25 protein-coding genes and 1 pseudogene are annotated in these 25678 nt (G+C 62.1%); 22 read left to right on the top strand and 4 right to left on the bottom strand.

From position 1 onward, the window contains the following. The 3 genes from MRBLAR12_RS07100 to MRBLAR12_RS07090 are packed head-to-tail and all read right to left on the bottom strand — an operon-like array spanning window position 1 to window position 2339. The gene (locus MRBLAR12_RS07100) at window positions 1-702 is read right to left on the bottom strand and encodes a 3-oxoacid CoA-transferase subunit A (protein ID WP_364744730.1); all 702 of its coding nucleotides are present in this window, start codon (window positions 700-702) and stop codon (window positions 1-3) included. Between the two features lie 3 nt (window positions 703-705). Then, window positions 706-1905 carry a thiolase family protein gene (locus MRBLAR12_RS07095; RefSeq protein WP_364744727.1) on the bottom strand — a complete coding sequence of 400 codons (1200 nt, stop codon included), beginning with the start codon at window positions 1903-1905 and terminating at the stop codon, window positions 706-708. Between the two features lie 38 nt (window positions 1906-1943). Beyond that, window positions 1944-2339, bottom strand: coding sequence for a nuclear transport factor 2 family protein (locus MRBLAR12_RS07090; RefSeq protein ID WP_364744724.1), 396 nt, complete (start codon window positions 2337-2339; stop codon window positions 1944-1946). Window positions 2340-2779: 440 nt separating this feature from the next. Between MRBLAR12_RS07090 and MRBLAR12_RS07085 the strand changes: the two genes are divergently transcribed. From MRBLAR12_RS07085 to MRBLAR12_RS07055, 7 genes are read left to right on the top strand one after another with little or no spacing between them, the layout of a single operon-like run. Next, the gene (locus MRBLAR12_RS07085) at window positions 2780-4270 is read left to right on the top strand and encodes a sugar ABC transporter ATP-binding protein (protein WP_364744721.1); all 1491 of its coding nucleotides are present in this window, start codon (window positions 2780-2782) and stop codon (window positions 4268-4270) included. Further along, window positions 4267-5280, top strand: a complete 1014-nt coding sequence (locus tag MRBLAR12_RS07080) for an ABC transporter permease (RefSeq protein WP_364744718.1) — start codon at window positions 4267-4269, stop codon at window positions 5278-5280. The genes MRBLAR12_RS07085 and MRBLAR12_RS07080 overlap by 4 nt, the downstream gene beginning before the upstream one ends. A gap of 4 nt (window positions 5281-5284) precedes the next feature. Further along, window positions 5285-6277 (top strand): ABC transporter permease, encoded by a 993-nt coding sequence (locus MRBLAR12_RS07075; RefSeq protein ID WP_364744715.1) that lies wholly within the window; start codon window positions 5285-5287, stop codon window positions 6275-6277. Window positions 6278-6285: 8 nt separating this feature from the next. Next, the gene (locus tag MRBLAR12_RS07070; protein WP_364744713.1) at window positions 6286-7302 is read left to right on the top strand and encodes a sugar ABC transporter substrate-binding protein; all 1017 of its coding nucleotides are present in this window, start codon (window positions 6286-6288) and stop codon (window positions 7300-7302) included. An 11-nt stretch (window positions 7303-7313) separates the two neighbouring features. Beyond that, window positions 7314-8114, top strand: a complete 801-nt coding sequence (locus MRBLAR12_RS07065; protein WP_364744710.1) for an SDR family NAD(P)-dependent oxidoreductase — start codon at window positions 7314-7316, stop codon at window positions 8112-8114. Between the two features lie 34 nt (window positions 8115-8148). After that, window positions 8149-8949, top strand: a complete 801-nt coding sequence (locus MRBLAR12_RS07060; RefSeq protein ID WP_364744707.1) for an SDR family NAD(P)-dependent oxidoreductase — start codon at window positions 8149-8151, stop codon at window positions 8947-8949. Window positions 8950-8983: 34 nt separating this feature from the next. Next, complete coding sequence (locus tag MRBLAR12_RS07055; protein ID WP_364744705.1) at window positions 8984-9421, top strand: nuclear transport factor 2 family protein; 438 nt, start codon at window positions 8984-8986, stop codon at window positions 9419-9421. Window positions 9422-9626: 205 nt separating this feature from the next. Here the strand turns inward: MRBLAR12_RS07055 and MRBLAR12_RS07050 are convergent, their stop codons facing one another. Further along, window positions 9627-10373 (bottom strand): helix-turn-helix domain-containing protein, encoded by a 747-nt coding sequence (locus MRBLAR12_RS07050; protein WP_364744702.1) that lies wholly within the window; start codon window positions 10371-10373, stop codon window positions 9627-9629. 417 nt (window positions 10374-10790) lie between these two features. On the opposite strand from MRBLAR12_RS07050, the gene MRBLAR12_RS07045 reads away from it, so the two are divergent. The 15 genes and pseudogenes from MRBLAR12_RS07045 (at window position 10791) to MRBLAR12_RS06975 (ending at window position 25606) form a co-directional block, all read left to right on the top strand. Beyond that, the gene (locus tag MRBLAR12_RS07045) at window positions 10791-11846 is read left to right on the top strand and encodes a sugar ABC transporter substrate-binding protein (RefSeq protein ID WP_364744699.1); all 1056 of its coding nucleotides are present in this window, start codon (window positions 10791-10793) and stop codon (window positions 11844-11846) included. Between the two features lie 57 nt (window positions 11847-11903). Next, window positions 11904-13433: a sugar ABC transporter ATP-binding protein gene (locus MRBLAR12_RS07040; RefSeq protein WP_364744696.1), complete on the top strand. Its 1530-nt coding sequence runs from the start codon at window positions 11904-11906 to the stop codon at window positions 13431-13433. Window positions 13434-13495: 62 nt separating this feature from the next. Then, window positions 13496-14539: an ABC transporter permease gene (locus MRBLAR12_RS07035; protein ID WP_229993612.1), complete on the top strand. Its 1044-nt coding sequence runs from the start codon at window positions 13496-13498 to the stop codon at window positions 14537-14539. 37 nt (window positions 14540-14576) lie between these two features. Beyond that, window positions 14577-15311, top strand: a complete 735-nt coding sequence (locus MRBLAR12_RS07030) for an SDR family NAD(P)-dependent oxidoreductase (protein ID WP_364744692.1) — start codon at window positions 14577-14579, stop codon at window positions 15309-15311. A 44-nt stretch (window positions 15312-15355) separates the two neighbouring features. Next, a complete protein-coding gene (locus MRBLAR12_RS07025) occupies window positions 15356-16303 on the top strand; it encodes a dioxygenase (RefSeq protein WP_364744689.1) in 948 nt (315 codons plus the stop codon). After that, the gene (locus tag MRBLAR12_RS07020; RefSeq protein ID WP_364744686.1) at window positions 16300-17355 is read left to right on the top strand and encodes a maleylacetate reductase; all 1056 of its coding nucleotides are present in this window, start codon (window positions 16300-16302) and stop codon (window positions 17353-17355) included. The genes MRBLAR12_RS07025 and MRBLAR12_RS07020 overlap by 4 nt, the downstream gene beginning before the upstream one ends. Window positions 17356-17402: 47 nt before the next feature. Next, a complete protein-coding gene (locus MRBLAR12_RS07015; protein ID WP_364744683.1) occupies window positions 17403-18506 on the top strand; it encodes a zinc-dependent alcohol dehydrogenase in 1104 nt (367 codons plus the stop codon). Window positions 18507-18518: 12 nt separating this feature from the next. After that, window positions 18519-19442, top strand: coding sequence for a sugar phosphate isomerase/epimerase family protein (locus tag MRBLAR12_RS07010; protein ID WP_364744680.1), 924 nt, complete (start codon window positions 18519-18521; stop codon window positions 19440-19442). Window positions 19443-19539: 97 nt separating this feature from the next. Further along, window positions 19540-20271 (top strand): helix-turn-helix domain-containing protein, encoded by a 732-nt coding sequence (locus MRBLAR12_RS07005; protein WP_364744677.1) that lies wholly within the window; start codon window positions 19540-19542, stop codon window positions 20269-20271. A gap of 770 nt (window positions 20272-21041) precedes the next feature. Then, a complete protein-coding gene (locus MRBLAR12_RS07000; RefSeq protein WP_229993619.1) occupies window positions 21042-22151 on the top strand; it encodes a Gfo/Idh/MocA family protein in 1110 nt (369 codons plus the stop codon). Between the two features lie 327 nt (window positions 22152-22478). After that, a pseudogene (locus MRBLAR12_RS06995) lies at window positions 22479-22754 on the top strand (carbohydrate ABC transporter permease); the annotation flags it as partial. A 399-nt stretch (window positions 22755-23153) separates the two neighbouring features. Then, window positions 23154-23351 (top strand): hypothetical protein, encoded by a 198-nt coding sequence (locus MRBLAR12_RS06990; RefSeq protein WP_229993620.1) that lies wholly within the window; start codon window positions 23154-23156, stop codon window positions 23349-23351. A 49-nt stretch (window positions 23352-23400) separates the two neighbouring features. Further along, window positions 23401-23688, top strand: coding sequence for a hypothetical protein (locus MRBLAR12_RS06985; protein WP_364744673.1), 288 nt, complete (start codon window positions 23401-23403; stop codon window positions 23686-23688). Beyond that, window positions 23685-24215 (top strand): MarR family winged helix-turn-helix transcriptional regulator, encoded by a 531-nt coding sequence (locus tag MRBLAR12_RS06980; RefSeq protein WP_229993622.1) that lies wholly within the window; start codon window positions 23685-23687, stop codon window positions 24213-24215. Before MRBLAR12_RS06985 ends, MRBLAR12_RS06980 begins: the two co-directional genes overlap by 4 nt. 17 nt (window positions 24216-24232) lie before the next feature. Next, a complete protein-coding gene (locus MRBLAR12_RS06975; RefSeq protein WP_229993623.1) occupies window positions 24233-25606 on the top strand; it encodes a pyridoxal phosphate-dependent decarboxylase family protein in 1374 nt (457 codons plus the stop codon). Window positions 25607-25678: the final 72 nt, after the last annotated feature.

Raw genomic sequence — 25678 nt, 5'->3', positions numbered from 1 at the left:
TCAGGCCACGCTTTCTGTCTTGCCTGCGGCTGCAGCTCCGCTGGAATCAATACGGACGATGCTGTTGACGTAGATTCCGGGGGTCACGATGATCTCCGGGTCCAGGCCGCCGGTGGGCACGATCTCGGATACCTGGACGATGGTGTGTTTCGCGGCGGCGGCCATGATGGGACCGAAGTTCCGGGCCGTCTTGCGATAGACGAGATTGCCCCTGCCGTCCGCCGTGAGGGCCTTGATGAGGGCGACGTCGGCGTGGATGGGGGTCTCGAACACCTGCCACTTGCCGTCCAGGTAGCGGGTTTCCTTGCCCTCGGCGAGCATGGTGCCATAGCCGGTGGGCGTGAAGAAACCGCCGATCCCTGCGCCGGCGGCACGGATCCGCTCAGCGAGGTTCCCCTGCGGGACCAGCTCGAGTTCGATCTCGCCGGCACGGTATTTGGCGTCGAAATGCCAGGAGTCGGACTGCCGCGGGAAAGAGCAGATCACTTTCTTCACCCGGCCCTCCTTGATCAGCAGGGCCAGGCCCTGATCGCCCTGGCCGGCGTTGTTGTTCACCACGGTAAGGTCGGTGGCGCCGCCGTCCAGCAGCGCGTCGATCAGTTCGAAGGGCTGGCCGGCGTTGCCGAACCCGCCGATCATCACGGTGGAGCCGTCCTTGATCCCGGCAACGGCCTCGCCGACGGTGTCAATGAAATTCAGCATGGCCTAGCCCTTAACTCCCGAAGTTACGTTTTCGAGGACGACGGCGAGGCCCTGTCCGACGCCGATGCAGATCGCGGCGACGCCCCAGCGCTGCCCGGAGGCCTGCAGGGACCGGGCCAGGGTGCCCAGGATCCGGCCGCCGGAGGCGCCGAGCGGGTGGCCCATGGCGATCGCGCCGCCGTGCCGGTTCACGATCGCGGGGTCGATGCCCCAAGCGTTGATACAGGCCAGGGACTGCGCGGCGAACGCCTCGTTCAGCTCGACGGCGCCGACCTGGTCCCAGCCGATGCCGGCCTTCGCGAGGGCCTTGTTCGCGGCCTCGACCGGGGCGTAGCCGAAGTACTGCGGGTCGTTGGCGTGCGCGCCGCGCCCGGCGATCCGGGCCAGCGGGTCCAGGCCGAGGATCCCGGCGGCGGCCTCGGAGCCGAGCCAGGCCGCGGACGCGCCGTCGGAGAGCGGGGAGGCGTTCCCGGCGGTGACGGTGCCGTTCTCGGCCCGGAAGACGGTTTTGAGCCCGGCGAGCTTTTGCGCCGAGGACCCGGCCCGGATGCCCTCGTCGCGGACCAGGTCCGTGCCCGGGACCGGGGCGACGAGGTTGTCGTAGAAGCCCTCGTCCCACGCCTTGGCGGCCAGGTTGTGCGAGTTGGCGGCGAATTCGTCCTGCGCCTCGCGGCCCACGCCGTATCTTTCGGCCAGCCGTTCGGTGGCCTCGCCCAGGGAGATGGTCCACTCCGTCGGCATGGCCTGGTTCACCAGCCGCCAGCCCAGCGTGGTGGAGGCCAGGGTGAGGTCCCCGGCCGGGTACGGTTTCTCGGTCTTGGGCAGCACCCACGGGGCCCGGGACATCGATTCGGCGCCGCCGACCAGCATGAGCTCGGCGTCGCCGGTGGTGATCTGCCGGGAGGCGATGATCGCCGCGTCCAGGGATGAGCCGCAAAGCCGGTTGACGGTGGTACCGGGAATGGACACCGGAAGGCCCGCGAGCAGGGTGCCCATCCGGGCGATGTTGCGGTTTTCCTCCCCGGCCCCGTTGGCGTTGCCGAACACCACCTCATCGATCCGCTCGGGGTCCAGCGCGGGGGCGCGTTTCACGGATTCGGTGATGACGTGCGCTGCAAGGTCATCCGGGCGGACGGCGGCGAGGCCGGAGCCAAACTTGCCGAAGGGGGTACGCACGGCGTCGTAAACAAAAGCCTGGTTCATCGTTCTTCCTTCGTTGGCGCGAGCAGGGGTTGCGGGGTCTAGGCTGCCGCGGGCTTGCGGGGAGTCGGCTGGTACGCCAGGAACTTCCAGCTCTCGCCCTCTTTTATCCATACCGAGAGTGCACTGTTGGCAAGCGTTTTGTGGGTTCCGTTGACAGTGAGGTCCGCGTTCATCTGTCCCAGTACGAGTGCGGTGTCCCCAACCAGGACGATGTCTTCGATGGGATGGTCGATCCGGTGGTACCTGTAGAAGCCCTTGCGAAGCTTTTCCAGGTAGCTGCTCAGCGTGTCACGGTCACCCAGCGAATGGGTGTACACCAGGCGCTGGTGGCACAGGCCCTCGAAGGCGTCGTAATCACCGTCGACTACGGCTTGGTAGCGCTTTGCTTCCAAGGTTTCGATCTTGTATTTCTCGGCTGCAGTGGCGTTATCCACGGAGCACTCTCCTTGCTTAAAGTGTTGGAGGCTATCGGCCGCCACGAGTCTGATTTCGCCCCGATGTCCATGCCCAACGCTGCCTCTTCACGACGTTGAGCCGGGCCTTCGTTAGGGAAAGCCAAACCTGAGCTGATGATTCTTGGCCCAGCCTCTTTCCAAGGTAATTGACAGCAGGCTTGGCCGTCAACTGATAGTTGACACAATCCGCGCGGGTCTGATTGCGCGACAGAGCCTGCGCCCAGCCTTCTCTTACCGCATATTCAACAGAGGAACGGCCTTAATTCGAAGGAGAACGCGCTTTCTAAGGACCCCTCCATGGGGCGTTGACCAGCGGCTTGAGGTTTACAGGAATGGTGCACATGTAATCTTTTACTTGACACCTGTGTGTTGAATCACTTAACGTCGTCCTCGAACCAATCAAGCGGAATGAGGTCAACGTGGTCCTTAGTACCGAGGTCCTGCTTTCTGTCAGCAGGATCAGCAAAAGCTTCGGCGGGGCGAAGGCGCTCCACGACGTTTCGGTGGACTTCCGGGCGGGTGAAGTGCACGCGCTGCTGGGAGAAAACGGCGCCGGAAAGAGCACCCTGGTCAAAGTGATAGCCGGTGTAGTTACCGCTGATACCGGCGAGGTGACATTCCCGGGAGGCGCCGGATCGTCCGATGTAGCCATGGTGTTCCAGGAACTCTCAGTGATCCCCGAGCTGTCCGTCCGGGACAATATGGCTCTCAGCATGCGCCGGACCTCAGGTCTTCTGGTGCGCAGGGAAAAACTGCAGGAGCGGATGCAGTCCGCGCTGGCTTCTGCGGGTCTTGAAGACCTGGATCTGGACATGCCCGTGGAGGCATTGCCGCTGGCAAAACGCCAACTGCTTGAGATCGCCCGCGGGCTCGTCGCCGATGCCCGCACCCTGATCCTGGATGAGCCCACCGCCACTCTGTCGGACATTGAAATCTCACGGGTCCATGAGGTCGTGAGGTCGCTTGTGGCAGGCGGACGGTCAATCGTCTACATCACGCACCGGATGGGCGAAGTCTTCCGGCTGGCTGACCGGATCACCATCATGCGTTCCGGCAGCGTGGTAGCCAGCGGCCCGACGGCCGATTTCACCATGGATTCGGTTGTTACGCACATGCTGGGCGAAGAACACACAGCGGGGGAGGCAATCCACGTCAAGGAAAACTTTGTTCCGGAAAGCCGCCGGAAGCTGAACATCCGCGGACTGGCCTCCGGACACCGCTTCTCGGACGTCTCTTTCACCGCGCAGGCCGGGGAGGTCACCGCGCTCTTTGGCCAGATAGGCTCCGGAGCTGATGACGTTGTTCGAGCCCTGGTCGGCCTCATCCCCGTGACCGCGGGGGACATTCAACTGAACGAGATTCAGCTGTCAGCCCTGACACGACCCAAATCCCAGAAACACGGTATTGCCTACGTTTCCGCGGACCGCGTCCTGGAGGGTGTCTTCCTCAGCGGCAGTGTCGCCCAGAACGTCAGCTCGGGCGCACTGGCCGGCGTGAGCCGACTGGGCACCATCAGGGCAGAGCTGGAAACGGACCTTGCCCGTTCCATTGCGAGAATGGTGGCCTTCGACCCGTCACGCATCCGGGTTCCCGTCGGATCCCTCAGCGGCGGCAACCAGCAGAAGATCGCAATCGGCAGGGCCCTTGCCACGCAACCCGACGTTCTGGTCCTGAACGAGCCGACCCGTGGCGTGGATATCGGTGCCCGCGCGGAAATCTATCGCGCACTCCGGCAGCTTTCCGCGAACAACGTCATCGTCATCGTTTATTCGAGCGACATCGTTGAGCTTCGCGAACTGGCCGACCGGGTCATCACCATGTTCCGCGGCCGCCCGGTCAGCAGCAACCGTACAGCCGATGTCACGGACTCCCAGATCCTTACCGAAATCCTTCATGGAGCCAACGCATGAACACCAAAATCGCGGCACGGTCGACAGAGCAAAAACCGGCCGTACCAGCCAGACCCCTCGCTGAAACCATCAAAAGCATCACGACGGACAGCTCAGCCATCATCGCCGTGACCACCGTCGTGCTGTTCCTCCTGGCTTGCATCTTCGTCAACGAATTCGCCACGGTCACCAACCTGCGTGCGCTCTTCCTCTCAGTTGCCCTGGTGGGAATTGCCGCGGTCGGCCTGAGCATCATCACCATCGTCGGCAGGCTATTCGCCCTGTCCGTCAGTGCGATGGTCGCGGTGTCCACCATCGTTTTCGCCTCCCTCCTTCACACCGGTCCATGGACCGCAATGGCGGCCGCCATCCTGTTCGGGGCCCTCGCCGGTGCAGCGCAGGGGTTCTTCGTCGGGCGACTCGGCACCGACCCCATCGTCACCACCATCGCAGCCGCAGCGATCCTTATTGGCTTCGCGCAGATCGTGACCGGTGGACGCAACGTGCAGGGCGCAGGCGACGCCAGCGTCTTCGGGCATACCATCTTCGGCGTCATACCCGTCCAGGTGCTTACCTTCTTCGTCCTCACAGTGCTCGCCTGGTGGACACACCGCTACACCGTAGTTGGCCGGCGGGTAACCCTCGTGGGCCTGAACGAAAAAGCAGCCCTTGTCTCAGGAATGCGCGCCTGGCCGGTGGTCCTGTTTGCCTTTATCGCCTCGGGCGCCATGGCAGGTCTGGCCGGCGGACTGCTGTCCTCTGAATCGGGACAAGGAAACCTCCAACTGGGCGGCACCTTCGGCTTCGATGCCATCACGGCTGTCGTTGTCGGCGGCGTCAGCGTCAAGGGCGGAACAGGGAATCCCGTCGGCGCTGCAACCGGGGCCGTCCTCGTCGGCCTGCTCGGCAACGCACTGGTCCTGCTCGGGCTCAGCTACGAAGTCCAGCTCATCTTCAAGGGCGTCCTCGTCCTGCTAGCCGTCGTAGCAACCGGCATCGCATCCAGCCGTCAATCAGGAAGAAAGCGCTGATCCCGTGGTTAGACTCTATTGGCACTTCCGGACCCTGCTGGCATGGTTGCTGGCAGTCCTCGCATTCATCGCCTTCGCGGTGACAGACCCGGCCTTCCTCAACGCCGGAAACCTATACTCCCTCCTGCAATCCTTCGCCGTCCTGGCCCTGGTTGCCACAGGTCTGGCGCTCGTCATGATCGCCGGTGAATTCGATCTCTCCATTGCGGGGAGCATCCCTTTGGCCGGGCTTATCGCGGTCAAAGTAGGTGAAACCGCCGGGATACCCCTCGGTGTGACTGCCGCCGCCGCCGTCGCCGTCGCCGTGGGGGTCCTCAACGGCTGGCTGACCGCCCACTACGCCGTACCGTCGCTGGCTGTCACTGTTGGGACCCTGGTGCTGACCATCGGGCTGGGTTTCGCTGTTGCGGGTGGCAAGATCGTCACCCTCACCGACTTTGAACCCGGCCTCTGGCTGGACCAGGCCATCGCCGAGATCGTCTCACCCCGTGCCCTCATTTACGTGGTTCTCGTCATTGCCGCGGGATGGCTCATGGCCAAGACGTGGTCCGGCATGAAAATCCGCGCCGTGGGCAGCGACCGCCAACGCTCTTCAGCGTCCGGCCTTCCGGTGACCCGGGTCCTGATCCTGGCGTTCGTCATCTCCGGTCTGTTCGCCGGCGTGGCAGGCGCCCTTCAGGGCCTGACCCTGGCATCAGGGGCGCCCGGATCAGATGAAGCGACCCTCCTGCAGGCCGTCACCGCGGCAATTATCGGCGGAGTTGCGCTGACCGGCGGCAAGGGCAGCATCCCGGGCGTCGCCGCCGGAGCCATGCTGCTGGCCGTGGTCGGCAACGGCCTCAGCCTGCAAGGCACATCAACCGCCATCATCCAGCTCATCAACGGCGGAATTCTCCTCCTCATCGTTGTCATCGACCGCCCGCTGAACCGCATCGTGAACAAGTCGGTCGAGAACAGCATGTCCACCTCCCAACCCCGCGTACCAACCAACCACTAAGGATCACCATGAAAACCACCTCAATGAAGAGACTGGCTGTCGCCCTTTCCCTCACCTCTGCACTATTCCTGGCAGCTTGTGGATCAACGCCAGCAGCAGCCCCGAACGCCGGGGGCGGTTCAGCCGACGTCAAAGGCAAGAAGGTGACCCTGCTGACCGTCGCCCAGAGCTGTGACTACTGCGCCAAGCACACCGAAGAATTCAAGAAGGTCGCGGAAGCCGCAGGCGTCCAGGTGACGGTCGTCGTCAACGACTTCAACGCCGCCGAACAGGCCCAGCAGGTCACCCAGGCCATCAGCACACGCCCTGACGCCGTTGTATTGTGGCCCGCCGATGCGACCGCCATCATGCCGTCCCTGCAACGGCTCAAGCAGTCCAAAATCCCGGTGGTCGTGACCAACTCGCACCCGCAGTCCGACGATGACAGCCTCTGGAACACCTTCACCGGGCCCGATGACTACGCCAACGGCCAGGAGGCGGCCAAGGCCATGATCGCGGGCTTCAAAGAAAAGGGCTTCGGCGACTCGGGCTCGGTCGTTATCGTCGAAGGTGTACCCGGAACCCCGCCGGCCATCAACCGCACCAAAGGCTTCAAGGACGAGCTGGCAAAGTTGGCCCCTGGAGTCACCATCGCCGGTTCACAGCCGGGCAACTGGGACCAGACCCAGGCCACATCCGCAGCTGCCAGTCTCATCACCCAGTTCGGGAACAAGAACCTGCGCGGCATCTACGCCCAGGCAGACAACATGCTCGCCGGCGCCATCGTCGCCGCTGACCGGGCCGGCCTGAAATCCACGGACTTGGCCATGGTCGGTTCCAACTGCTCCACCGAGGGTTATACCGGCATTGAAAAGGGAGTCCAGTACGCCTCGGTTCTGCAAAGCCCCATCGAGGATGGGGAGTTCGCAGCCAAGGCTGTCATTGATGTCCTCGAAGGCAAGAGTGTGGAGAAGAACAACTATCTGACCCCCAAGACGATCACCAAAGCCAACCTTGCTGACTGTGCTGCAGCAGTAGGCAAGTAACGGAGGAATTTATGACTGACTGGACACTCACTCTTCCCGACCATGTCATCGTTACGGGCACAGCCAGTGGGTTGGGCCTGGAATGCGCGAAGGCACTTCTGTCCGCGGGAAGCCACGTCTTCGGTGTGGACCTCGGAGGCAGCCCCGCAGAGCTGACGGACCAACCCCGGTACCAGCACATCGTCGGCAACGTCGCAGAAGAGGCGACCTGGCAGGAAGTAGCCAAAACGGCTACTGCAGGCGCCAACGGATCCCTGGGGCTGATCGCCGCAGCAGCGATCCTTGGTGTCGGCACGCTCGAGGAAGAAACGCTGGAGTCGTGGAAGCAGACCTGGGAGGTGAACGTCCTCGGCAACGTCATCGCCCTCAAAACGCTGATGCCGCACCTGCAGAAAGCCGAGCACGCTTCCGTGGTCGTGGTGACCAGCGTCGATGCCCACTTCGCGGAGCAGCAGCTGGCGTCCTATGCGTCGTCCAAGGCCGCCCTCACCGGAGCCGTCCGAACCATTGCTTTGGACTACGCCCGTACGGGCATCCAATTCAACCTGCTGGCACCGGGGCCCATGCGGGCGGGACTTTTCGAACGCCACCTGGCCTCGGCCAGCGATCCGGAGAAATTCCTGGCCACCCGTGAGGCGCGGCAGCCCCTCGGGCGCATCACGGGAGCGGACGAAGTCGCCAATTCGGCACTTTTCCTGCTCTCCAAGGAGTCCTCGGCCGTCTTCGGCACCACCGTTGTAGCTGACGGGGGCCTGACCACCGGTTTTGATTTCCGGACCGGCTCCGAAGGCTCTTCGGCCCATCAGAACTAAGCACTGCAATAGCGAACACCGAAAGGTACATCTCATGGAACTGGAACTGACCGGCAAGAAGGCCATCGTGACAGGTGCCGCCCAGGGCATCGGGCGAGCGACCGCACTTCTGCTGACCGCCGAAGGGGCCACCGTGGCAGCCCTGGACATCGACAAATCGGCCCTCACCGAGCTCGAAGAACTGGCGGCGGACAATCCGGGCCGGATTGTCCCCTCCGTCGTGGACTTCACCAACGGGGAGGCCACGACCAACGCCGTCGCGGAGGCCATCAGCCAGCTCGGCGGCCTCGACCTGTTGATCAACAACGTCGGCTCCGGGGCGGTCCGTACCTTCGAGCAGATCTCAGATGAAGATTGGCAGCTGACGATGGAGCTGAACTTCATGAGCTACGTGCGGACCATCCGCGCCGCACTGCCTGCGCTCCGTGAATCACCAGCGCCGTGCATCGTGAACAATGCATCCGATCTGGCCCGGCAGCCTGAAGCCCAGCCTGTCGACTACTCGGCAAGCAAGGCAGCTGTCCTGGCGCTGACGAAGTCCATTGCCCGCGCCGAGGGCCCGAAGATCCGGGTCAACGCCGTGGCACCGGGACCCATCTGGACACCGTTTTGGACCAAGCCGGGCGGTTTTGCTGACACGTTCGCAACCCTGCACGGGATGGAACGCCAGGCAGCCGTCGAACATGAAATGAAGCTCCGCCAGCTGCCCCTGGAACGGCTCGGCACTCCGGAGGAAGTAGCGCGCGTCATCGCGTTGCTCTGCAGCCCGGTGACCAGCTTCGTCACCGGTTCCGTCTGGGGCGTGGATGGCGGCAGCATCCGGGGACTCATCTAACCTTCAGCCCGCCCTGGATCGGAAGGAGCCCCACGTGCCCGATCACCATTCTTCAGACGAACAGGAGATCCTGTCCCTCGAAGACCACCGCTACGAGGCGGTACTCAGGTCTGACTTCGACGCCTTCGCCGAACTTTGCCATCAGGACCTCGTCTACGCGCATTCAAATGGGGAACGCGATGACCTGAGCGGCTACATCGATAAGTGCCGGCAGGGTGTATACGTCTATCACAGGATCGATCATCCGGTGGAGCAGGTCAAAATAGTAGGCGATGTAGCCCTCGTCATGGGAGAAATGCACGCCGATCTGACCATCCGGGGCACGCCTACAGCATTGGACAACACCGCCTTAGCCGTGTGGATCCGCGTGGGTTCATCCTGGAAGCTACTGGCCTACCAGCCGACGCCCAAGCCTGGGCAGGCTGCCCTCGGTCAGGAAGGCACAACAGCCTCCGCGCGCTCAACTGTCTAAAGTGCACCAGGCCCGCAAAGCCAAAAGAGTGCCGGCGACACCCGTCGCCGGCACTCTCTTGACGTCTACCGCGTCTACCCCTTGCCAGGCAGCCCAATGCTGCAAGGAGTGCGGGGTCCGGCTTGTATTCCCCCGGTTGACACTCACTAACCAAAGCTTCGGCACTGACGGCATGACACGTCCGTGCCACGATAGTGGAGGAATGCTAAGAGTGGGAGTGTTCCATCGCCCCGGAGGCCTCACCGTTCGACCCCTGTCCGGCCCTGGCCAGATCCAGGGGATGGGCGAAGCCCTGACGACCGACCACGGCCCAGATGGCGACACAGTCTTCAGCGGAGGTGTTGCTGAAACGGTGCGGGACATTCGAATCGAAGTTCATGCTGTCTCCAGGCCCTAGAACATCGCTGTCGAAGGCGACCTGGACGTTTAGCCGGCCGGAAAGGATGTGGAGGTACTCCCATCCGGGGTGGCGCATCAGGGCGTCCGCGGCGCAGGACTCGCTCCCCGGCCCGTACGTAACGCGCAGGAACTCGACCAGAGGGTCGGCCCGTTCCGTGAGCCGCTCCCAGCGGACGCCTCCCATGTTGATCTCCGGACGGTCCCCTGCCCTCTGGATTCCCGGGATGGCCGTGCCTGCAGACGGGGCGAAACCGGGAAGGCCGCTGACAGTTGAATCAACGGTCGCGCCGTTTTCTTCCGGGGCAGGAGCCGAGTGCTCACCACTCATGAGCGTGTCCAAGGAGAGCCCAAGCTCCGAAACGATGGTGTACAGGGTTCCGATGGAAGGGACGGCACGGCCCAGCTCGACCTGTGACATAAAGCTCGCGGAGATACCGACCCTGCGGGCGAGCTCCCTGAGGGAGATCTTCGCCTTCATCCTGGCGGCCCTGAGCTGACTGCCCAGTTGGGCACGACCCTCCTGGGTAACCGGTGCAGTGGCTTGAATGCTCATCCTCGGCCTTTCCGGCGATCCAATCCGGCAAAAGAGGGGACCGCTGATATGTCTGTCCACCAACGGACCGGGGAACCAGCCATGAGTGTACAGTTCGCGTACACACCACTTTAGCTTCTCTACCGCAAAATTGCCCAGACTTCACGGTTATTACGCCTAACTACGGCGGAAAATCTCGGAAACGTCCGAATCAACCGAATGTAAAGTGCAGTGTGCTGTATTACTTGACAGTGTGCGGTGTATCACTTTACATTGGAAGGGTGATGCAGCCGCGGGAGCTGACAAGGGCGGGGGATCTCCCGGCCCGTCGGCGCACCGGCCACAGCTTCCGGAGCGCCGGACTCGAAGTCGAGGACCGGGCGGCACCGAAGCAAGAATTCCACTTGTGTATGTCTACCTTCTAATTAGGAGCAATTGATGGTGCAGGATCGCAAAGGCGCCTCCGCATTCAAACTGAGCCGCCGTCACGTTGGTGTCGCCGTGCTCGCCGGCGCCACGCTGGCGCTCTCCGCCTGCGGCGGGAGTGCGTCATCGGGAAGTGGCGACGCGCCCACCGTCGGCTTCTCCGCCGGTGTCCTCGACAACCCCTTTACGGCAGGTCTGGTGGACTCCGTCGTTAGCGAGGCCAATTCGAACGGCCTGAAGATGCTCCCGGCCTCCAACGCCGAGGGTGACCCGGCCAAACAGGTGACCGATATCAACACCCTGATCTCCCAGGATGTAAAAGGCCTGGTGACCATACCCCGGGACAGCGATGCCATCATCCCGGCCATCCAGGCCGCGAACGCCGCAAACATCCCCGTCGTTACCGTGGACACCGCAGCCAATGGCGGCAAGATCTACATGAACATCAGGGCGGACAATGTTGCCATGGGCACCAGCGTCTGTGAACAGATCGGCAAGCTGACCGGCGGCAAGGGCACGGTCCTGGAACTGCACGGCGCGCTGTCAACCACCTCCGGGTTTGACCGGAACAAGGGCTTCGATGAGTGCATGTCCTCCAAGTTCCCGGATGTAAATATCATCCGCAAGGACACCAACTGGGAATCTGCCAAGGCGGTGGAAAACGCCCAGACAGTTCTCAGCACATCGAAGATCGACGCCGTCTTCCTGGCCAGCGACTCCGTGATGCTCTCCGGCGTGCAGACCGTGATGGAGGGTCAGGGCAAGTGGGCCCCCACCGGTCAACCCGGACACGTCCCCTTGGTGACCATCGACGGTTCCAAGGGATCCTTGGATGCTGTCCGGTCCGGACACGTTGACGCCGTCGTTTCCCAGCCGGTAGATCTCTACGGAAAGTACGCCGTCCAGTACCTCAAGGACGCCATCGCCGGAAAGGAATACAAGGTCGGTCCGTCCGAGCACGGCAGCGAAATCGTCGACTACAAGGGCAATCTCGCGGACATGCTTCCCTCTCCGGTCATCACGAAAGACAACGTTGATGACCAGAACCTCTGGGGAAACAAAAAATAACTCGCTCCCGGCCGAGCAGGGCCAAGGTGAAGACTGAATTTCAGAAAGGGTGACATCGTGGTCACAGCTAACACCCAGAATGCCATCGAGATCCGCGGACTACAGAAGTCTTTCGGATCGACCCAGGCGTTGACAGATGCCAACCTGATCGTTCGTTCAGGCGAATCCCGGGCCCTTCTCGGCCGGAACGGTGCCGGAAAGTCCACTTTGATTGCGATGCTTACCGGGCTGGTGACTCCGGACGCCGGAAGCATCCACATCCAGGGCGCGGACGGTGAAATTACTGAAGGTCCCGGATCCGATTCCATCGCTTGCGTGTATCAGAAAAGCACCCTCGTGCCGGAACTGACCGTGGCGGAAAACATCAGCCTTGGCGCTTACCCACGCAAGCGGTGGGGGAGCGTGGACTGGCCGGCGATGCGCAAGGCAGCAACCGACCAGCTCAAGGACTGGGGTTACGAGCGCATCGTCGACAAAAACGTCGAGGACCTTGAACCGCTGGAAAAGAAAATCGTCGAAGTATGCCGGGCACTGTCCCGGGGACCGCGGATCCTCCTTCTGGACGAACCGACGGCCGGCCTCGACGAGGGGGCTTCCCATGAACTATTCGCCCAGATCAACAGCCTCCGCCAGCGCGGGGTGACCGTCATCTACGTCTCCCACCACCTGGAAGAAATCTTCAAGGTCTGCGACTCTGTCACCATCCTGCGCGACGGACGCGACGTCCTGACCGCCCAGACAGCCGACCTCACCGTCAACCGGATCGTCAACGTCATGGCCGGTGTGACGGAGCAAGAAGCTGCAGCTGCTAGGAAAGATACTGCCGCCACCAGTAACCGCCAGGACCATCTTGGCGAAACGCGACTCACCGTGACCGGCGTCGCCGTCGGCTCCCGCGTCCTGGAAGCCAACCTGACGGTCCGCGCTGGCGAATGCGTCGGCCTCACAGGTCTCGATGGCGCAGGCCACGTCCAGCTCGCCCAGGCCATCGCAGGTCAGCTGGCACTCGATGCGGGAACCGTTGAACACAACGGCCACACCCTCGGGCACGGAAACGTCATCAAAACGATCAACGCCGGAATTGGCTTCGTTCCCGAAGACCGCCACGTCAACGGCTACGTCCCGGAACTGTCCGTCGAAGAAAACGCCACCCTGACCATCGTCGACCGGCTCCGCGGCCGTGGCGGCCTCATCAGTTCGGGACGGCGCCGCGAACGCTTCACCGAACTCTCCGGCGCGTGGTCCATCAAATGCGACGGACCCACCCAGGCCGTCGAAGAGCTCTCCGGAGGCAACCAGCAAAAGGTCGTGCTCGCACGGGCCCTCGCTTCAAACCCGGACACACTCGTCCTCGTCCACCCCACCGCCGGTGTCGACGTGACAGCGAAGGAATCCATCTACGAATCACTCCGGGCGCTGCGTGACAGCGGACGGGCGCTGCTGATCGTCTCCACCGACGACACCGACCTGGAAATCTGCGACAGGGTCATCGTCATGTACAAGGGCGAAATTCACGCCGAACTCAACGCCGGCTACGAAGAGTGGGAACTCGTAGGCGCCATCCAGGGGGCGGAGGCCGCGGCATGACAACGTCAACCCCGCCCCTGCAGCCCACGACCACAGAGTCAAAGAACCAAGGAGAAACTCCAATGTCCACGCATACCCCGACTGTTGCGGGGACGCCGACCAGCCGCCGGCCCCTCAATATCATCGACCAGGCCCGCTCCTCCGGCTGGGCCCGGGAGCTTGCGCTGCTGCCCGCCATCATCGTGGCCATGGTCATCGGCGCCTTCCTGTCGCCCCAGTTCCTCACAGCGAACAACCTACTCAACAACGTCCTTGTGACCTCCGCCGTACTTGGCATCGTGGTCATCGCCGAAAGCATCATCCTGATCTCGGGCTACTTCGATCTTTCGCTCGAGTCCGTGGTGGGCCTGGCTCCGATGCTTGCCGTGTGGCTGGTCCTGCCCGCCGCGGTCGGCGGCTCCGGCTGGGGATGGTCACCCTGGGCCGCGTTCGGGGCGATGCTCGTGCTTTCCATCGTGGTGGGATTGATCAACGGGTTCCTTGTCGGCAAGCTGAAACTCAACGCCTTCATCGTCACCCTCGCCATGCTCACCTTGCTCCGCGGCCTGACCATGGGCCTGTCCGGCGGCAAGACCCTCTCGGGGCTCCCCGCTGAATTCCTGGCGCTGGGCAACACCAAGTGGCTGGGCATCTCCATCCAGATCTGGCTCTTCGTGATCTTCCTGGTCGCCGCCGCAGTATTCATGCGCAGCCACCCGGTCGGCCGTAAGCTCTACGCCATGGGCGGCAACAACGCCGCCGCCGCAGCCGCAGGCATCAAAACATTACGCCTTACCATCGGCGTCTTCGTCGCCGGCGCGGTCATCGCCGCGTTCGCCGGCCTCATGCTCACCGGCCGTATCGCCTCCGTGACCGCCAACCAGGGCGACGGCCTCATCTTCACCGTCTTCGCAGCGGCTGTCATCGGTGGCATCAGCCTCAACGGTGGCAAGGGCTCCATGATCGGGGCACTCAGCGGCGTGCTGCTGCTGGGCATCATCCAGAACATCCTCGTCCTGTCCCAAGTGCCCTCGTTCTGGATCCAGGCCATCTACGGTCTGATCATCCTCAGCGCCCTGATCTTCAACTACCTGGCCGGTTCCCGGCGTACCCGCCGCGTCGTCTAACCAATCCCACCACTTCTGAAAGCAAGGAGCACACACCGTGAGTTCACCATCCTTTGACGGAAAGGTCGCCATCGTCACCGGCGCGGCCAGCGGCATTGGCCACGCCACAGCACTGGCACTTGCCGCACAGGGTGCGACCGTCTACGGAGCCGACATAGCCGCCTCCGCCGGCGACGCAGCTGACGGGGCCATCCAGTGGCGGCGCCTCGACGTCGCCGAAGAAGACGGCTGGAAGGCACTCACGGAAGAAGTGCTTCAGGCCCACGGCCGCATCGACGTCCTGGTCAACAACGCAGGCCTGGTCGGATCGTACGAATCGATCACGGATATCGACATCCAGGACTGGCACCGGATCATCTCCGTCAACCAGACCGGTGTCTTCCTGGGAATGCGCTCCGTCGCACCGGCCATGCTGGCGCAGGAATCCGGATCCATCGTGAATGTCTCGTCCATCTGGGGACTTGTCGGAGCAGCTGGCGTCGCCGCATACCAGGCATCCAAGGGTGCCGTGACCATGATGACGAAGAACGCCTCCGCCACGTGGGCAGCGCAGGGGATCCGCGTGAACTCGGTCCACCCCGGGTTGATCACTACCCCGTTGACGGAAAACCAGGACCAGGCCATCTCCGATGAGCTGATCGCCAAGACCCCCATGCACAGGGCCGGGCGCGCCAGCGAAGTCGCCGATGCGATCGTCTATCTCGCCTCCGACAAAGCCTCATACATTACCGGCGCGCAACTCGTTGTCGACGGCGGATTCACCAGCATCTGAGCCCCACTTACCAGCCGCCCCAGCTCCAAGGAAGGAACAGCACCATGAGCACGGACCTCGGCCCCGGAACACTGACTGCCGCTGTTATCGACAGTTTCCGCAATACCCCGGATGACCGGCTTCGGACCATCCTGACCAGCCTCACCACCCACCTTCACAACTTCGTCAGGGAGATTGAACCCACGATCGAAGAATGGGAAACCGCCATCAACTTCCTGACCGCCACAGGCCAGAAGTGCGACTCCGTCCGACAGGAGTTCATCCTCCTCTCCGACGTACTGGGCGTGTCCATGATGGTGGAAACCCTCAATGACGCCGAAACTCCGGACGCCACCGACTCCACTGTCCTGGGCCCTTTCCACATGGTCGAATCCCCGAAACGCGAACTGGGCGAGAACGCCTCCCCGGAAAGCGAAGGAGACATCTGCCTGGTCAGGGGCCGCATCCTCTCCGTCGCCGGTGAGCCCGTCCCCAATGCCGCCATCGACATCTGGCAGGCAAACACCAAGGGCTTCTACGACGTTCAGCAACCCGGCATCCAAAGCATCGGCAACGGCCGCGGCCTGTTCACATCCAACGCCGCCGGAGAGTTCTACTTCCGCAGCGTCATCCCCAGCTATTACCCGATCCCGACCGACGGGCCTGTCGGGGACCTGCTGCACGCGACTGCCCGGCACCCGAACAGGCCGGCGCACATCCACTTCATCGTCACCGCGCCGGGTTTCCGGGAACTGACCACCCACATTTTTGTTGCCGGCAGCGACTACATCGACTCAGACGCCGTTTTCGCCGTGAAGCAGAGCCTGATCGCCGAATTCGTGCCCAACACCTCAGAGGCCGACGCAGCCTGCTACAGGCTCACCTCACCGTTCATGGAGGCAGTGATCGACATTGTCATCCACCCCGAGCTCGTCGACCCGGACATGATCCACACCGCCGTGATGTCCCCGTCCACTGCACGGATTATCGAAGCACAGGAGAACACCCGATGAAGGATTTTCAGTACCAGGCACTTCCGATGCGAGTCCGCTTCGGAGCCGGCTCACTTGCCTCACTTAACGAGGAAGTCGTCAACCTTGGCCTCAAGCGTGTCCTGGTCCTGGCTACACCCTTCCAAGCGGACATGGCCGAAAAGGTTTCACAACAGCTGGGCGAGCTCAGCGCCGGCGTGCACGCAGAAGCAGAAATGCATGTGCCCATCGAATCCGCCCACAAAGCACGTGAAGTAGCTGCTGCTGCCCAGGCCGACGGGTACGTTGCGGTCGGCGGCGGGTCCACAACCGGCCTGGGCAAGGCCATCGCGCTTGAGTTCGGCCAGCCCATCATTGCCGTCCCCACAACCTACGCCGGCTCCGAAATGACGCCCGTATGGGGCCTGACCGCCAACGGCGAGAAAAAGACCGGACGCGACTCCAAGGTTCTGCCCACCAGTGTCATTTACGACCCCGAACTCACCGTGTCCCTCCCGGTGAAGATGTCGGTCACCAGCGGATTCAACGCCATCGCCCACGCCGTGGAAGCACTGTACGCGCCGGACGGTTCGCCCATCATCTCCCTGATGGCCGAGGAGGGCACCCGCGCCCTGCTCGAAGCGATGCCAAAGATCGTCGAAGACCCATCCAACATCGACGCCCGCTCCGATGCCCTGTATGGAGCTTGGCTCTGTGGAGCTACGTTGGGTGCGACAACCATGTCCCTGCACCACAAGTTGTGCCACACGCTCGGCGGGACCTTCAACCTTCCCCACGCCGAAACCCACACCGTGGTGCTTCCCTATGCCCTGGCCTACAACGCCCAGCACGCCCCGCAGGCGATCGCGGCCCTGCAGCGCGCCACCGGAGCAGACAACCCGGCGGCCCACTTCCGGAAACTGAGCCTCTCCCTCGGTGCACCGTCGTCCTTGGCCGAGCTGGGCCTGAAGGAATCCGACATCGACAAGATCGTCGAAATCGCCACCAGGAACCCGTACGCCAACCCTCGGGAAGTAACCCCCGAGGGCATCCGGGAACTTGCCACGGCCGCGCTTCACGGCAGCGACGTATAACGCGTCCTTGTTCCTGCCCCTGCCTGAACCTAGAGAAAGAACACAACATGTCTGAGACCGTCAACGACGTGCGCACGGCACCCGCAGCACCTCCGCTCGGGACCGTGCCGGCCGTCCTGGTCCGCAAAGACGCCGGCGGCACCGTCACAGTCGAACCCGGCACAGCAGCCGTCAGGTCACCCAAGCCCAACGAGCTCCTGATCCGGCCCGCTTACGTGGGGGTGTGCGGCACTGATATCGAAATCCTGCACGGCAGCATGCCCGAGACCTTCAAGATCAATTACCCGCACATCCTGGGCCATGAATGGTCAGGCGTCGTCGTGGAAGCCGGCGCGGCTGTTGAAGGGTTCCACCCGGGGGACCGCGTTCTCGGGCACGGACACCTGGGCGGCAACGACTGGTTCGGGGTCACCCACGATGGAGCCGCCGCCGAGCTGTTCACCGTCCCGGCCGACATGTGCTTCCACATCCCTGACGAGGTGGACATGCTCACGGCCGCCGTTATTGAACCCTTCGCCTGCGTATTGAACGGACTCAAGAAGATCGGCGGCATCAGTGCTGCCGACACGGTCCACGTGCACGGGCTCGGAGCAATCGGCCTGAATGCAGTGATCCAGGCTGTTACGGCGGGAGCGGAAGTGGTCGTATTTGATCCCAGCCCACTTCGTCGCGAAACGGCGATGAAACTGGGAGCTACGGCCGCCGTTAATCCGGTTGAAACCCCGGACACCACCGGTGCTGCAGCAGCAGCCATGGGGCGGTCCTTCGCCGACGTCGTCATCGAAGCGTCCGGCAACTCCGCAGCGCAAGCAGCAGCCCTGGAAAGCGCAGACCACAACGGACGCGTCCTGCTGATGGGTGTCTCCACACCAAAGTTTGCGCCTGCGCGCCTGGGCCTGGTCCAGGAACGAAACCTCTTGATTACCAGCTCCACCGGGGCGCCGGTAGCAGTATGGCCCGCAGCAATCCGCTACGTGGCAAACACCCGCCTCAACCTCGGTGAGATCGTCTCCACTGTCGTCCCGTTCTCCCGCGGAGACGAAGCCCTCCAAAGGGCACAGGACTCAAGCCGGGAAACGAAGGTCATGCTTGCCCCGGATGCCACCAACGCCGACGGCGTGGCCGCCTCCTCAACCCACAAAGCCAACTAACAAAGGACGAACGTGAACGACACGAACATCATTCAGAACCGGGACCTCCTGGCCTCCTGCTGGACCTGGGCAGGCAACGCCGCCCCGCTTCGGGGCGATGAGACGAGCCCTATCGACGTCCGCACCCGGGTTGAGGCTGCTGCCAAGGCAGGCTGGAAGGGACTGGGCTTTATCCACGCCGACCTTCCGGAGATCGAAAAGACCATGGGTCTCAAGGGGCTCCGTCAGCTGCTGGACGACAACGGCATCGTCCACGTCGAGATGGAATTCCTCGCGGACTGGTGGAAGACCGGCCCCGAACGCGAAGAATCCGACCGCTGGCGCAAGGTCCTGTTCAACGCTGCAGAAATCCTCGGCGTCAAGACCATCAAGATCGGCGCCGAACTCGCACTTGAAGGTGAGCCGGCGCCTGTGGATGAAACCGCATTCCACCAGGAATTCGACCGGCTCGCCACCCAGGCCGGGGAAGTGGGCACGCGCGTCGCTCTGGAACCGATGCCCATGAACAACCTCAAGACCATCGAAATCGGCGCGAAGTTCATCAGCGAGGTCAACAACCCCCATGGCGGGCTCACCGTTGACACGTGGCACACCAGCCGCGGCGGCACCCGCTACGAAGACCTGGCCGCCATCCTGCCGATGGACAAAGTCTTCATCGTAGAGATCGATGATGCCCGCAAAGACGTCGTCGGTTCGCTGTGGGAAGACACCATCAATGAGCGTCTGTACCCCGGTGAGGGTGACCTCGACACGGTTGCTTTTGTCAAAGCCATTCATGAAGCCGGATGGCGCGGACACTGGGGCGTGGAAATCCTCGCGGAATCACACCGCCTGTTGCCGTTGGATCAGGCATTGGCACGCGCCCACGATTCAGCCGCGGCGACACTCGAGGCAGCGTCCCAACTGATCGCCGCGGAACAGTCCGAAAAGGTCTAACCCGAGCTAATCCGCGTAAGCCTGGCCCACCTGCCACCCTGCAGGGTGGCGCGTGGGCCAGGTTTGCCACGGAGCCTTACAAGAGAAGCGGAACACCATGAGCGCACCAGCCCCGGAGGCACGATCGGACGCCGCCATCCAGCTTGGCATGCGTCTTCGTTACGCCCGGCAGAGCGCCAAGCTCTCCGTACGCGAGCTTGCGCGCCGTGTGGACGTCTCCGCCAGCCTCGTTTCACAGGTCGAGCTGGGCCGCACAACACCGTCTGTCGGAACCCTTTACGCCCTCGTATCAGCACTGGGCTTGTCCCTTGATGCGGTACTGCAGGATGCGGGGCAATTTCCGTCGGCAGGTACCAGTCTTCGGGTTGTTGAAACTCCAGCCGTCTTTGAAGACGGGCGGCCCTGGTCATCCGAAGGTGCGGTGACACCTCTGGTGCCATCTACAGGGAGTAACGAACTTCCTGGACTTCTGGAAGCGAAGAACCGTCCAAAACTCCGTGTCGATGGTGTCCTCTGGGAGCGACTCACTGCGGAGAACGACCCCAATGTGGAACTGCTTCGCGTCACGTACGGAAGCGGCACTGAATCCTGCCCGCCGGATAACCTCATGCGGCACGGGGGACATGAATACTTCCACATTCTTGAAGGAAGACTCAACGTGGAGGCCGGGTCCTCCATGGGAACACTTAGCGCCGGAGACAGCATCAACTTCGTCTCTTCCGCCCCTCACCGGCTCAGCAACCCTTTCAACGAAGATTGCATCGCAATTTGGGTGGTGGTCGGCCGGCGAAACCATCAGCAGGACAACCCGGTCTCGCCGGTCGCATAAGTAAGACGAGCAACAGAAAAAAACCATCACATGCACTCACGGAGCCTTGAAACGGAGTCCCAGTTGAATTCGTCATCCACACAGAATTGGGGCAAGGAGCCCGCTGGCGAGGCTCATGCAAACAATTCGGCCACCCCTGCTCACTGGGGCGAGCTCTGCCCGGGTGATCACGTCTGGGTGGTTTGCGCCAAATCTTCCCACTCCGGGATTGTTGACGCTGCATCTGCTGACGGTGAGTATCTGTGGGTGCTTCTCAACGGCGGGCACGGTCGCAGGTTGTTCACCAGGGCCGAGGTAACCAGGACTTATGTCGATCCGATGGACCTCGCCAAGCGGTCACGACCAACGCTTTGACCTCTCTTACCTCAGTGCGGCCTGAAAGAGCGGGACTTTGTAAACCTTCAGGCCGAGGTCACGAACAACCAGACCCGCAACCTTTGGTCTGCTCAAACGCCGATAAACCTGGTTACTCAGTCTGGGAGAAAACGATGAGATTGCTGCTCCACCGAATTTCCGTTCTGGTCGACGGCGCTGGTTACGGCGGCGACCTGATCGCGCAGGACAGCCCAATGGAGACGGGGTTCCCCCAGGGAGTCCTGGCGTCATTCCCCTGGGAAGGCTGGTGGCACGATGAGCCGGATGAGAGCGCAGCCCATAGGTGACCGCTGAGGCCTAGGGGCACAAACAACAGAACCTGGCCTGCAAGGTAGCCGCCAGATCCAACACCATGACCAAAGCCCCGGTAGTAAAAATCGACAGGAGACAGCACTTTGAAACCGATCGCCGTAGGACTTCTGGGAATCACCCACCCGCACGCTTCCGCGCGGGTCCGCGCCCTCCGCGAAATAGCAGGCGTCGAGGTGGTGGCTGCCGCAGACGACGATCCGCGACTGAAGTACTTCACCAACAAGTACGACATGGAGGCCCGCGACATCGACGGGGTGCTCCAGGACGACCGCATCACCGCGATCATGGTGCATTCCAAGAGCAAGGACATGGTCCCCCATGCTCTGCGGGCCCTCGCCGCGGGAAAATCTGTCGTCGTAGAGAAGCCGGGCGGCGGAACAGTCGATGACCTGCTGAAGCTGGCCGAGGCGGAGACCCTGGCCGCTCCGGGATTGGTAGTCCAGGTCGGCTACAACGTCCGCCTGGCACAGTCGGTCACTCGGGCAAAGGAGCTCATAGGCGCCGGGACCATCGGGAACGTGGTCAGCGTGTCGGCCAGAGGTGCCTCCCTGGCCGGGGAGCATCTCACAGCACATCTCAACCAACCGGGGGACATGGGCGGGGCGCTGTGGATCATCGGGTGCCACATGCTCGATTCCCTGGTCAGCATGTTTGGGGTGCCGGAGTCCGTCAATGCGCGAGTGCACAAGTCCCCGATGCTCTCCGACGAGTCGAGCCGCGAGGACTCCGCGGCTGTGCTGCTGAATTACCCCGACATGTCCGCTACGTTCAGCTTCGACAGCCATGACCGACTCGAATGGTTCGAAAGCTCAGGTATATCCGTCTACGGCACCGCTGGAATGATCGGGATCGGCGTCCTTCCCCAAAAGCTAAGGGTCTACGTCGAGAAGGACCGGGCCGGTTGGTCCGCCGGCTGGACCGAATGGACGCAGAGCTATTTCACTCCGCCGTTCGCCCGTACTGATGCGAACAAGTTCTCTGAGCTGCCCGAGTTGGAGAACATCAGCAATTTCCGCACGGAAATGCGCGGATGGATCGACAGCATCCGCACTGGTGAATCTGTGGTGGCACCGGTCACGGATGCCCTTGCCGTAGCGCGGATTATCGACGCCTGCTACCGGTCCGAGAAAGAGCTGGGGGCATCAGTTCAGGTGGCTCAAGGCGTGATCCTGGACGCGCAGCGCACAACATGACAGCCGTTCGCTGGGGGAGTGCTCGCCACTGCTCGCATCGCCCAACGAGCACGCTACGCGACGAGCATGCTAGGCGGCAGCAGGCCCCCTCGGGCACGCATAACCCTTCGTCAGAGGGGTTTTGCTTTAATGTGTGGACATTGACCCTCCGCGGGTTCCTCCGACGTTGTCCGCGGTTTGTGGCTGGCGCCGCGGTGGCCTGTTCGCTTGTGTGGGTGGCGGGATCTGGGCCCTGGCCGGTGGGCCCTCTGCTTGCTGGAATATCTAGGGTTATGTGTCGTCCTTTTGCTGTTTCCGGTGGCCAGTTGTTGGCCGTCACTCATTCACCGCCTGGCGTTCCCGCTGATCCGCCCGGCAATCGCCACAATCGCCGTGTACAACGCGCTCAACGTCTGGAACAGCTTCCTCTTCCCGCTGATCCTGACCCAGAGTGCGGCAAACCGAGTGCTGCCACTATCACTATGGGCGTTCCAGGGAGAGTTCACCATCAACACCCCGGCCATCCTCGCCGCGGTCGTCCTCTCCGCCCTGCCACTCGTCTTTGTCTATATCGTTGGCCGCCGCCAGCTCGTCGCCGGCGTGACAGCAGGCTTCAGCAAATGAACCCACAAAGGAAGAGCGGCGGAGGGCATGCAAACGCGTGTCCCGCCGCTCTTCCCGTACCCGTTTGCGACCTCGACTCAGCATCGGTTGCTGCGGGGATTGTGTCTCTTCTCAGTCTTTGTCGGATTCCGACAACTCACTAGTGAACGCAGCGACTGCATCTATCGCAAACGACCATCCACAAGATACTTGGCCTGGATCTGGCCAACATCGGCAAGTCGCGTCAGTGAACGGTGTCAGCGATCTCCGTAAACGAAGCATCGTTTGCGATACGTGGTCCGATCAGGCTGCTCTCCACTGCAGATTGAGTCGTTTGGTAGGCGCCGCATGCCTTTCTCGCAAACGTACCGATCTCAATATATGCCTGGAAAAGAATCGCTAGATAGCTAACAAACTCCAATGGACAACAAGCCACAGGTGGAGTGCGCGAACAAGACCGTGCTCGAAATATGTGGCAAGTGGGCGAGTACAACTTCTAATGAGCCGCGTCTTACCCGCCTGATAACAGCTGGTCAAGCGGATGGTGCAGGAAAAAAATACCAATGCGGGCGCGCCGCGCTTCAGTTCGAGCTGGCGCGGTTCGAAAAAATAGGCTAGACTTCTAGCTAAATTCAGCCACCATCGCTTGGTTACTCTTGGAGAAAATGTGATTGCTGCAGCCGCAGAGGAATTCGCCACTGTCGAGGAGTGCTTCCGATGCCGGTACCCGTTCGACGAGTCCTACAAGAACTTGGCTGTCGTAGTCGAGGGCGAAGAGGGACAGGTCACCATGGGCTGGGACGTTCAGGGCAGCGTGCTGAACGTACTCCCAGTGACATCCTATTGGGCCACAACAACATCGTTGACATCAGCATCGGCGAGCAAGAAACAGCATCTGGCGCAGATACGCGTGTTCGGCGTCACCGTCGCGAAAAAGACTCTGGAGTCGGAATGACCACTAATACCCAGAAGATACAGCGCATCGGGTCCTCCGAATACGAATCATTGGCCCGTACCGCTGCCATCGAGCTGTACCCGGACGTCGATTCTCCCGCCATGGCGTTGTGCTTTAATCTCATCCGCGCCGCAAACCGGATGACCACAGACATGGAAGTCTCGGTGCACCGTCCCATGGGCATCAGCTTCGCCGGCTACCGCCTGCTGTTCACCATCAGGTCGGTAGGACAGGTGAACCCAAACGAGCTCGCCCGGCTGTCCAGCGTTTCCACGGCCTCCATGTCCAGCCTGCTCAACACATTGCAGAAGTCCGGGCTCGTTACCCGAGCGCCGGATCCAGAAGACAAGCGCAAGACCATAGTGGAGCTTTCGGACGAAGGCGAGCAAATGGTGGCCGATCTCTGCCAGATCAACAACCAGCGCGAGCAGGCCTGGGCCGCGGGACTCACCGAAACCGAAGCCTCGATCCTGGCCGAACTGCTGCGCAAGCTGTTGCTGCACCACCCGACTCCCCGGACCAGCTAGAACGATAGGAGATACTAATGAGGGCTCAAGACGTCCGGTTGGACGACGACGTGATCGCCGAACTAAGGCAGCGCGCCAAAGACTTGGAGGCGTACGCCACTTTGTGGGCCGGAGGACCAAGCATTGACTCATCAGGCTCAGCCGCCCTGTCTTCCCTGGTTGAACGACTGGCCAACATGTATCCGTACGGGGATGCGAAATATATCGGACAACTCCTGAAACCGCCGCACCCCGTGGCTTGGGTTGCACAGGCCCTCACAGCATTGATCAATCCGAATAATCATGCTCTGGACGGCGGCCCGGCCACCGCGGTTCTTGAAAAGGAAGTCGTGGCCAAACTCGCAGTGATGTTCGGTTTTGAGGAACATCTGGGCCATCTGACATCGTCCGGCACCATCGCTAACCTTGAGGCGCTCTGGGTTGCCAGGGAATTGCATCCAGGTAAGGTCATACTGTCCGGAACCAACGCCCACTACACCCACGAGCGCATGTGCCGGTTGCTCGGAACCCCGCATGAGACCATTCCGGAAGACGACCGGGGCCGTCTTTCGATGGCGGATCTAAGGATTAGGCTGGCGCGAGGCGGGGTCGGCACCGTTGTCGTGACTCTGGGCACGACCGGTCTTGGTGCACTGGACCAAGTCCATGAGGCCGCCGACCTGGCAGCCGAATTCGGCGCCCGGCTACATATCGATGCAGCTTACGGAGGATTTCACACCCTCCTGGCAACTGGTCCGGAACCGCTGGTTGATCCTGCCCCCTTCCTAGCCGTTCGCCGGGCGGATTCAATCGTCGTAGATCCGCACAAGCACGGACTTCAACCGTACGGATGCGGATCTGTTCTCTTCGCTGACCCATCTGTCGGCAAGCTCTATTCGCACAGTTCCCCCTACACCTACTTCACATCTTCTGACCTCCATCTTGGGGAGATCAGTCTGGAGTGCTCGAGAGCGGGGGCGTCGGCGGCGGCTTTTTGGGCCACGGTTGAAGCTCTCGGGTTGTCACGCGACGGAATGGGATCGAATATCGCCGACGGCCGAAGGGCCGCACTGCAAGTAGCTGAAATCATCAGAGCCGCCGACGGCGCCGAGCTAGTGGTCGAACCTGAACTTGACATCGTTTGTGCCTTCCCTCGACGTCCTACGAGCAGCCAGATATCTGCGGCAACAGAGGATGCGTTTGCGGACATGGCCCGGGACGGCTGGCACTTGGCACTGTATCGGGTCGACAGCAAGTGGCTTGCGCGGAACCATCCTTCGATCGTAGTTGATAGTGACTACACCACTGTCCTGAGATCCTGCACCATGAAACCCGAGCATCTCCAAGTGGCCCAAGAATTCAGCTACCGCCTCATTGCATCGATGGAGCAACAGCCCTCACGGACAGACTAAAGGGGCGGCCAATATTGTTTCGCAGGGGGCCTTGAATCCGGATAGCCCCTGATTTCCCCACGCACACCCCGA

The sequence above is a fragment of the Arthrobacter sp. LAR12-1-1.1 genome (genome assembly GCF_040676555.1).
Taxonomy (GTDB): domain Bacteria; phylum Actinomycetota; class Actinomycetes; order Actinomycetales; family Micrococcaceae; genus Arthrobacter.
Note: the sequence above shows the minus strand (reverse complement) of the source record. Positions and strands in the feature narration are given on the sequence as shown.

Bases quoted from the DNA above. Each gene is read 5' to 3' on its own strand.
- MRBLAR12_RS07015 (WP_364744683.1), top strand. From the start codon at position 17,403: ATGTCTGAGACCGTCAACGACGTGCGCACGGCACCCGCAGCACCTCCG.
- MRBLAR12_RS07025 (WP_364744689.1), top strand. From the start codon at position 15,356: ATGAGCACGGACCTCGGCCCCGGAACACTGACTGCCGCTGTTATCGAC.
- MRBLAR12_RS07035 (WP_229993612.1), top strand. From the start codon at position 13,496: ATGTCCACGCATACCCCGACTGTTGCGGGGACGCCGACCAGCCGCCGG.
- MRBLAR12_RS07080 (WP_364744718.1), top strand. From the start codon at position 4,267: ATGAACACCAAAATCGCGGCACGGTCGACAGAGCAAAAACCGGCCGTA.
- MRBLAR12_RS06975 (WP_229993623.1), top strand. From the start codon at position 24,233: ATGAGGGCTCAAGACGTCCGGTTGGACGACGACGTGATCGCCGAACTA.
- MRBLAR12_RS07045 (WP_364744699.1), top strand. From the start codon at position 10,791: ATGGTGCAGGATCGCAAAGGCGCCTCCGCATTCAAACTGAGCCGCCGT.
- MRBLAR12_RS07050 (WP_364744702.1), bottom strand. From the start codon at position 10,373: ATGAGCATTCAAGCCACTGCACCGGTTACCCAGGAGGGTCGTGCCCAA.
- MRBLAR12_RS06980 (WP_229993622.1), top strand. From the start codon at position 23,685: ATGACCACTAATACCCAGAAGATACAGCGCATCGGGTCCTCCGAATAC.
- MRBLAR12_RS07020 (WP_364744686.1), top strand. From the start codon at position 16,300: ATGAAGGATTTTCAGTACCAGGCACTTCCGATGCGAGTCCGCTTCGGA.
- MRBLAR12_RS07070 (WP_364744713.1), top strand. From the start codon at position 6,286: ATGAAAACCACCTCAATGAAGAGACTGGCTGTCGCCCTTTCCCTCACC.
- MRBLAR12_RS07065 (WP_364744710.1), top strand. From the start codon at position 7,314: ATGACTGACTGGACACTCACTCTTCCCGACCATGTCATCGTTACGGGC.
- MRBLAR12_RS07005 (WP_364744677.1), top strand. From the start codon at position 19,540: ATGAGCGCACCAGCCCCGGAGGCACGATCGGACGCCGCCATCCAGCTT.
- MRBLAR12_RS07100 (WP_364744730.1), bottom strand. From the start codon at position 702: ATGCTGAATTTCATTGACACCGTCGGCGAGGCCGTTGCCGGGATCAAG.
- MRBLAR12_RS07095 (WP_364744727.1), bottom strand. From the start codon at position 1,905: ATGAACCAGGCTTTTGTTTACGACGCCGTGCGTACCCCCTTCGGCAAG.
- MRBLAR12_RS06990 (WP_229993620.1), top strand. From the start codon at position 23,154: ATGGACAACAAGCCACAGGTGGAGTGCGCGAACAAGACCGTGCTCGAA.
- MRBLAR12_RS07060 (WP_364744707.1), top strand. From the start codon at position 8,149: ATGGAACTGGAACTGACCGGCAAGAAGGCCATCGTGACAGGTGCCGCC.